This window comes from Microcystis sp. M49636_WE2, from assembly GCF_030065375.1.
In the GTDB taxonomy this organism is placed as follows: Bacteria; Cyanobacteriota; Cyanobacteriia; order Cyanobacteriales; family Microcystaceae; genus Microcystis; species Microcystis aeruginosa_C.
Genome location: NZ_JASJFG010000332.1, coordinates 1 through 1,317 on the forward strand (window position 1 = coordinate 1; position 1,317 = coordinate 1,317).

Sequence of the window (1,317 nt, forward strand, 5' to 3'; positions counted from 1 at the left end):
ATCCTGATCTTCACGATTAAACCAGCCTGTAATATCAACGAAGCCGTCGTCTTTGTAATCAACAGGATTAAAGGTTGCTTCTATGTCAGCTTGTTCTATATCATCAACATAGGGAATCAGCATCTCGAAGAATTTAAACCATTCTTCCCGCATAACTTCGCGGACGCTTTCCTTGATGATGGTTTTGAGCATTAGAGCATCTAAGGTGTTTGCCGGCTCCATATATTTTCCTCCAATCTACTTGAATTGTAGCAGCAGATCAAGAAAACGGGTTTCTTACAGCAGCTATCTTAAGGATTTTAGTTTTCTCAAGCCACTATTCGAGGCAAGTCAAGAGATTGGGAGAAATTCAGGTAATCTAAGGATAGGCGGTTAAAGTGCATCTTAGCTTACCTGATAACGTTCTTAAAATCTATCTTCGGCAAAAGTTACTCATTTTAGCTATCTAGCTATATAAATAAGTAACTTTACAAGGTTTTAGATAGAGTTTTGGTTTCTATATTTAACCCCGATCCTCACAAACAAAGTCCACTACTCGATCGATTTCTCGGGATGAGCGGATGCGACGACTACCGCTGCCGAGTTCGCCACCACGACAATTGGCCCACCAACGCTCGCGACTGCCATTAACGATCGCATCAAATTCTCTAATTCTGCCACTATCATAATAACTGCGGCGATCAACGACAAAACGACCGATATTGGGGAGGCGAAATTCTTCATAAACATTACCTTCCCAACCGCCACCAACATTACCGTGATGGTCGTCCATGCGTACCTCAAACTCGCCCCGACAACCATTTCTGACCACAATATTGCCGTTTTGGAAATCCCAATTACCCTCACAGGGAGCAGCGGAGCGAGTGCGGATTAATCTGACTTGGGCCCATCTAGCGTTCACGGGACAGCGAGTAGTGCGACCGCTTTGACTTTCACAATTAATTCTCATGGTTCTGGCCGCTGCTGGCTCGCTCCCTAGGGGATAAATTAGCAACAAACCGAGACTAGATAATAAAATTTGGCGAAACATTGTCTTAATCTCCAAGAAATTCTCTAGTTTATCCTACATGGGTATCCAGAAAATGAGTAGTAGTTGCCTGAGATGCGTTAATCAACAAAAAAGAAGGGTGATTTAACTTCACCCTTCCCCCTATTCGGTAAATTTTCTTGCCATCTTTAGAGAGCGTTACCGCGAGGTAATACTTCTTCAGGGAAGATAAAGTTTTCGTGGGGTTGGTCTTGGGGAGCCATCCAAGCTCTCAGACCTTCGTTAAGCAGAATATTTTTAGTGTAGAAGGTTTCAAATTCCGGGTCTTC

General features: G+C 43.3%; 2 protein-coding genes and 1 pseudogene. All 3 read right to left on the reverse strand.

The features are described 5' to 3' along the window. Positions 1 to 222: hypothetical protein (locus tag PX484_RS07935; RefSeq protein ID WP_288103387.1), on the reverse strand; the 222-nt coding region annotated here is incomplete at its 3' end. Positions 223 to 502: 280 nt separating this feature from the next. Continuing rightward, a complete protein-coding gene (locus PX484_RS07940; RefSeq protein ID WP_002800616.1) occupies positions 503 to 1,030 on the reverse strand; it encodes a DUF3011 domain-containing protein in 528 nt (175 codons plus the stop codon). Between the two features lie 146 nt (positions 1,031 to 1,176). Then, positions 1,177 to 1,317: pseudogene (locus PX484_RS07945) on the reverse strand (photosystem II protein D2); the annotation flags it as partial.

Excerpts from the sequence above, each read along its gene's own strand:
- PX484_RS07940 (WP_002800616.1), bottom strand. The coding sequence starts at position 1,030 with ATGTTTCGCCAAATTTTATTATCTAGTCTCGGTTTGTTGCTAATTTAT.